Annotated in this window: 5 protein-coding genes; 1 reads left to right on the plus strand and 4 read right to left on the minus strand. The window is 63.5% G+C overall.

Translation table 11 applies throughout. From position 1 onward, the window contains the following. The 4 genes from EN969_RS12250 to EN969_RS12265 form a co-directional block, all read right to left on the minus strand. Positions 1-741, minus strand: a 741-nt coding sequence (locus tag EN969_RS12250; protein WP_127419147.1) for an aminotransferase class III-fold pyridoxal phosphate-dependent enzyme, incomplete at its 3' end; no start/stop codon positions are given. Positions 742-860: 119 nt separating this feature from the next. Next, entirely contained in the window at positions 861-2423 is a 1563-nt protein-coding gene (locus EN969_RS12255) for an ABC transporter substrate-binding protein (RefSeq protein WP_164747171.1), read from the minus strand. An 88-nt stretch (positions 2424-2511) separates the two neighbouring features. Then, positions 2512-4686 carry an alpha-ketoacid dehydrogenase subunit alpha/beta gene (locus EN969_RS12260; protein WP_063169872.1) on the minus strand — a complete coding sequence of 725 codons (2175 nt, stop codon included), beginning with the start codon at positions 4684-4686 and terminating at the stop codon, positions 2512-2514. A 287-nt stretch (positions 4687-4973) separates the two neighbouring features. Next, on the minus strand, positions 4974-5753 hold the full coding sequence (locus tag EN969_RS12265) for a helix-turn-helix transcriptional regulator (protein ID WP_063169873.1): 780 nt from the start codon (positions 5751-5753) through the stop codon (positions 4974-4976). A 112-nt stretch (positions 5754-5865) separates the two neighbouring features. Between EN969_RS12265 and EN969_RS12270 the strand changes: the two genes are divergently transcribed. Continuing rightward, positions 5866-6462: hydantoinase/oxoprolinase N-terminal domain-containing protein (locus EN969_RS12270; RefSeq protein WP_281060006.1), on the plus strand; the 597-nt coding region annotated here is incomplete at its 3' end.

Genomic DNA, 6462 nt, shown 5'->3' on the forward strand with positions numbered 1-6462 from the left:
CTCCCAGCTGCCGGCGAGGTCGATGCGGAAGCCGGCGCGCACATCGTCGACGATCAATGCCGCATCGGCAGCGGTGGTGAGTTCGCGCGCCCGTTTGGCGAAGGCGGCGGTCGGCAGTTCCTGGTCGCGGGCGATGTCGTGCCGGAAGGCAGTGACGACGACAGCAGCGAGATCGTTGCCGGCCTGCTCGACGGCCACTTCGAGGCTGGCGACGTCATTGTAGTCGAAATGGATCAGATGGGCGCGGTCCTCGGCGGTGACGCCGGCCAGCGATGGCGTGCACCACGGCACGGCACCGTGGTAGGAGCCGCGCGCGACCAGCACCTTGCGTCGGCCGGTGCCGGCGCGCGCGATCGTCACGCAGGCCGTGGTGGCGTCGGTGCCGTTCTTCTGCAGCATTGCCCAGTCGGCATGCGCGACCGTCTTGACCAGCAGCTCCGCCAGTTCGACCAATACCTCGCCGGGGCCGTTCATCGCATCGCCGAGGCGACGCTGCCGGGCGGCAGCCTCTTCGACTGCTTGATGATGGTGGCCGAGAATGTTGGGCCCCCAACTGCACATCAGGTCGATGTATTCGTGCCCGTCGACGTCCCAGACCCGGCAGCCGTCGGCGCGTTCGAAGAATTGTGGATAGGCGGAGCCGAGATAGCGCGTCGCCATGTGTCCCCACATGCCGCCCGGAATGACCGAGGCCGCACGCTCGCGCAGCAACTGGTCCTTGGAGTTGATCAGGGAAGGCATGACGAGGTCTCCGCTCATTGATATATCATATATTGAATTTGATGTTGGAAGAACAGGATTTGCTGGCCTTCCGGGATGGAGAACAGGGAGGCGACTGTCGCCTCCCCGTATTGTTTTGCTCAGTGGCTGAGTTCTGCCAGCGGCAGGTTGCAGCAGGCGCTGTAGCGCACGCCCTTGACGTCCGACTTGTAGGCCAGGATCAGGTTCGGGCTGATCAGCGGCAGGATGATCCTGTCCTTGATCATCTCCTCGCCGGCCTGGTGCCACAGCTTGGCGGCCTCGTCGCCGCTTGCCGCAAGGGCTGCCTTGTAGATATCCGCTTCCTTCGGGTTGAGCACCGACGGGTCGCGCTCCGCGCCGGCACGGCGCGACCAAGGGCTGCCCTTCGTCATTGCGAAATAGTCGATGTATTGCGAGGTGCCGTAATAGTCCGGCGCGTAGAACACCGCCGTCATCGGGATGCCGTCGCCATTGACGCGCTCGCGCCAATTGGCGAAGGGGATCGGCTGCAGGTCGAGCTTGATGTTGATCTTGGCCAGATCCTGCTGGACCTTCTGCATCAAGAGCGAGAGATCGACGCCGTAGACGTTCATGCCGGGGAACGCTGCCTCCATCTCGAAGCCGTCGGCGTGTCCGGCCTTGGCCAGAAGTTCCTTTGCCTTGGCAACGTCATAGGGCTGCGCCTCGAAGCCCGAACCGCCGGGGAAGCCGAGCGGGATCGGCGCGCTGATCAGCTGACCCTCGGAGCCGATGGTGAAGTCGAGGATAGCAGGACGGTCGAGACCGAGCGAAATGGCCTCGCGCACTTCGGGCGTCAGCGGCACCTTGTTGGCCTTGGCGCCGGGCGACAGCGCCACATAGATGAAGTTGTAGGACGGCACGGTCTCGATCTTGACGTCGCTGCCGGTCATCGTCTTGGCCGTGTCCGGGTCGATCTGCATGGCGATATCGGCGGTGCCGCTCTGCAGCATCTGCGCCTGCGCCACCGCATCCTTGGTCTGGCGTATGACGACTTCGCTCAGCGCCGGCGCCGTGCGCCAGTACTTGTCGTTGCGCGCCAGCCGCAGTTCCGAATTGGGCTCATAGGATTTCAGCACGAACGGCGCGCTGCCGGCCGAATGGGCCAGGAACCAGGCCTCGGCATTGTCTGTCGTCGAGGCGTCCGCATCGGCCTTGGCGCCGGCTTCGGAAGCAACCTTGCTGTTGACGACCGCTGCGTAGGGCGCCGCCGCGATGTTGAGGAATTCGGAGCTCGGCGCGACCATCTTGACGACGACCGTATGCGCGTCCGGAGTCTCGATCGAGGCGACATTGTCCATCAGGAACGAGGCGCTGCCCTTGAGGTTCTTCAGCCGCTCCCAGGACCATTTGACGTCCTTGGCTTCGACAGGCGAACCGTCCGAGAATTTGGCGGCCGGGTCGAGCGTGAAGGTGAAGCTGCTCTGGTCGGCATTGCCTTCCCACTTCGAGGCGAGCAGCGGGATCAGCTTGTTGTCCTTGTCCAGCGTCAGCAGCGATTCGTAGACGCTGGAATTGTAGATCTGGCAGGTGTCGCAGAAGGCGCGGTGCGGATCGAGCGAATTGAGGTCGATGTTACGCGCAATGACCAGCGGCTTGCTGTCCTGCGCGAAGGTGGCAGGCGCCCAGAAGGCGCTGGTGGCCAGCAGCACGGCCGCCAGCATCGTCGCCCTGGTCTTGGCTCTTGGTAGGATCGTCATGTCCATTTCATTCTCCCATTTTCTTGTCAGATCTTTGTGGCAATGCGTTGCTCTATCCACCCACGGCAATGAGGGATTGAAGCGCGGCCTTGAGCTTATCAGCGCCGCCCAGTGCGGCGCGGTTGAGCGGGGCCGATACGACGGGAGCCGAGAGGCTTCCCGTCACATGCAGGATCTCGTGATCGAGATAGTCGAACACGCGATCCTGAATCTCTTGTGTCAGCCGTCCGCCAAGCGACAGTCCACGCTGCACCTGCTCGACGACGGCCACCCGGTTGGTCTTGCGGATCGAGGCCTCCACCAGCGGCCAGTCGAGCCCGGTCGGGTCGAGGCTGCGCAGATCGATGATCTCGGCATCGACGCCGGTCTCCTCGACCACCTGCTTGGCGACGGCGACCATGCTGGCACTGGTGAGCAAGGTGCAGGCACTGCCCGGCCTGACGGTTTTCGCCTTGCCGAGTCGCACGCAATAATCGCGGTCATCCGCAGGCACAGGCCCTTCGCTCGGGAACAGTTCGACATGCTCGATGACGACGACCGGATCGTCGCATTTCAGCGCCGAATTCATCAGGCCGATATAGTCGAAGGGCGTCGTCGGGGCGACGATGCGCCAGCCGGGAAACAGCGCGAACAGGCCAGACGGATCGCCCGAATGCTGCGAGCCGTAGCCGGTGTGCGGCGAGACGCGCACCCGGATCACGATCGGCACCGGGAAGCCGCCGCCGAACATGTGGCGCACCTTGCTGACCGCATTGAACAGCTGGTCGGCGGCAACCAGGCAGAAATCGCCGAACATGATCTCGACGATAGGCCGCAGCCCGCAAAGCGCTGCACCCAGCGCCACGCCGACAAAACCGTTCTCGGCGATGGGCATTGCCAGTACACGCTCCGGCCAGCGTTCCAGCGCACCCTTTGTGGCGCCCGAAACGCCGCCGCGCAGCCGGTGCACATCCTCGCCCATGATAATGATGCGCGAATCCTTTTCCATGGCGCGCGCAATCACCTCGGACGCGGCAACCATGAACTTGACCGGCCTGGTGTCGGCTGGCGGCATATCCTCGATCTCGAGGAAACGCTCGCCCTTCAGTTCGGAAAGATCACCGCGTATCTGGTTGTCGACGCCGCCTGGGTCTGGCCACAGATGGTCGGGAATGCCCAGCGCGTTGCCACTCATTTCGGTGAGCGAATCGGCAGCGGTGTTGACCACCTCCATGACGCGCTGGTCGAGTGTGCCGAGGTCGGAAGCGTTCAAAATGCCCATCGTCTTCAGGCGAGCCGCCATCGTGACCAGCGGATCGCGCGCTTTCCAGGCGTCTTCCTCGGCCCGCGTGCGGTAGCCGAATTCGCTACCCGGGCGCGCGCCGCTCTGATGCAGGAAGCGGTAGCAAAGCGCCTCGACCAGCACCGGGCCACCGTCTTCCTCGATCGCCCGGCGCGCCTCGCGCATGGCATGGTGGACCGCCACCACATCCATGCCGTCGCATTCGATGCCGCGAAAGCCGAGCATAGGTCCGCGCGAGGCCAGCCGCGTCTCGCGCGTCTGCTCGTTGATGTGCGTCGAGACGGCATAGAGATTGTTTTCGGCGAAAAAGATCACCGGCAGCCGGTAGAGCGCGGCGATGTTCATCGCCTCATAGGCCGGCCCCGCCATCATCGTGCCGTCGCCGAAAAAGGCGACCGAGATGTTGCCGGTACCGAGCAGCTTGTCGGCCAGCGCATAGCCGGCCGCATGCGGCAGGTTGCCGCCAATGATCGCGCTGGTGCCAGGGATGCCGGAGGCATCGTCGCGCATATGCATCGAGCCGCCACGGCCGCCGCAATAGCCTGACTTGAGGCCCATGATCTCGGCCATCAAGCCGCGCACCGAGCCCTGCATGTCCGGGTTGAAAGCGTCATGCAACGGGTCGAATCCGCCGGGCGTCTGCGCGTTGACAAGCTTGGCCAAGACCTGGTGATGGGCGCGGTGGGTGCCGTTGATGCGGTCGCCCGTACCGAGCACGGACATGGCGCCGACCGCCGTCGCCTCTTGTCCGATGCTGGCATGCGCCGGACCATGCACCAGCCCGGCATTGGCGAGATCGAGCACTTTTTCCTCGAAACGGCGGATGAGCAGCATCTGCTGATACCAGCGCACCAGGCTCGAAACCTCGGCGTCGTTCCAGTCCGAATCGTCGACGTCGAGCCGCAACCAGGGCGCCGATGGCTGGATCGATGTCTGCTGGACCATGTCAGCTATTTCCGTTCTGGTAGATGATATATCAAATATTTTCTCAGTCGATTGCGTCCGGGCACTTTTCCTGGGCACTGCACTGGCTTGCGGGCACCGCACAAATGGAATTAAATTTCATTTTCTGTGCGAAGCCGAGACTAAGCCGGGACGGCGGCGTTCCGCAAGAGGAATTTTGAAGCCAGTTTTCGAGCCATTCCGGCGACAAGCCCCCTGCACCAATTCACGGAGGGAGCGGCTCTGCAAATCAGGCATTCGGCTGGCGGATCGGCTGGGTAAGCGAGCGGCTAGCGATCGGCCTGATGCTGGAAGAACTGCAAAAACAATTCCCGCTCGGTGGTGATGTCGAGCTTCTCGTAGATGCGCCGGCGATGGTTCTTGACCGTGCCGACGGTGATGCCGAGGCGCTCGGCGATGTTGGCCGTCGGGTGGCCGGCGAGGATCAACTGAACCAATTCCCGCTCGCGCAGCGACAGCTCCGGCCACAGACTGGCCGGGATCGTCGGCTCCTGCCGGGGCGAGGCGCCGGGGCCTGTCGGCGCCGACGTGCGGGAGAATTTGGTTCCGCGCGCCTTGATGTCGAGCGCATGCAGCGCCTCGAATACAGGCAACCGCTCGTCCAGCAAAGCGATCTCGCTCTCCTTGAACGACGTGGTCGAGCGGTCGAGGAAGATGCCGAGGCACCAGTCGCCGCCATCGGCAAGCATGATGCCGACCTCGTCGCAGATCTCCGACTGCGCCAGGAAGCCGGCAATGTACTGGCCGCGCTTGGCCTCGTCGTCGGCGAGCCGTTTCAGCGGCATGATGCCCAACCTGCGCTCGCGCCGCCACGAGGCATAGAACGGGTCGAACACGTAGTAATTGTGGAGATAGCGCCGGACCATCTCATCCGAGAAGCGCCGGTGCTTGATGAATTCGGGTGTCTGCGTCGCCGAATAGCGCGTCACCGTGACGAGGTCGTGGTCGATGTCGGCGCCGATCAGGTCGATCAGGCAGTCGACATGCCTGTCCGTGCCGATGGCGGCGATCGCTTTGGCGAGCGGCGCCCAGATATTGCCCATGCCCATGCCCTTTTCTCGGCGATGTCAGCCCAACCGTCATTGTGTCTTTAGGCATATGGCGCGAGGCCATCCAATGAATCTAGCCTGGCGTCAACCTAGACCAGATCCCGAGGCGACCGTGACCCAACCCAATCTCACCGCCCCCATTGTCGGCAACCCAATCGTCATCGGCATCGACGCCGGCGGCACCATGACCGACACGATCCTTGTCGATCAGGACGGCCACTTCAAGATCGGCAAGTCGGCGACCACGCCGAAGAACGAAGCCGAGGGTTTTCTGGCCTCGGCCGAGGACGCGGCGGATGCCTGGGGCATCTCGCTGGAATCATTGTTTTCAGGCGTCAACGTCGTGCTCTATTCCGGCACCGGCATGCTGAACACGCTGTTGTCGCGCACCGGCCGCCGGCTCGGCCTGATCACCACCAAGGGCCTCGAGGACATGATCCTGATGGGCCGCGGGCTGCAGGCCTGGGCCGATTATTCCTACGCCGACCGGCTGCATGCGGTCACCCACCATCATCCCGATCCGCTGGTGCCGCGCCGCCGCACCCATGGCGTCACCGAGCGGATCGACCAGTTCGGCGACGTCGTGCTGCCGCTCTATGAGCACGAGGTTTCTGCAGCCGCAAAAAAACTGATCGCCGACGAGGTCGAAGCGATCTGCTTCATGACCATCTTCTCGCACGTCAATCCGGTGCACGAGACGCGCATCGCG

Source organism: Mesorhizobium sp. M7A.F.Ca.CA.003.01.2.1 (assembly GCF_003998945.1).
Lineage (GTDB): Bacteria > Pseudomonadota > Alphaproteobacteria > Rhizobiales > Rhizobiaceae > Mesorhizobium > Mesorhizobium ciceri.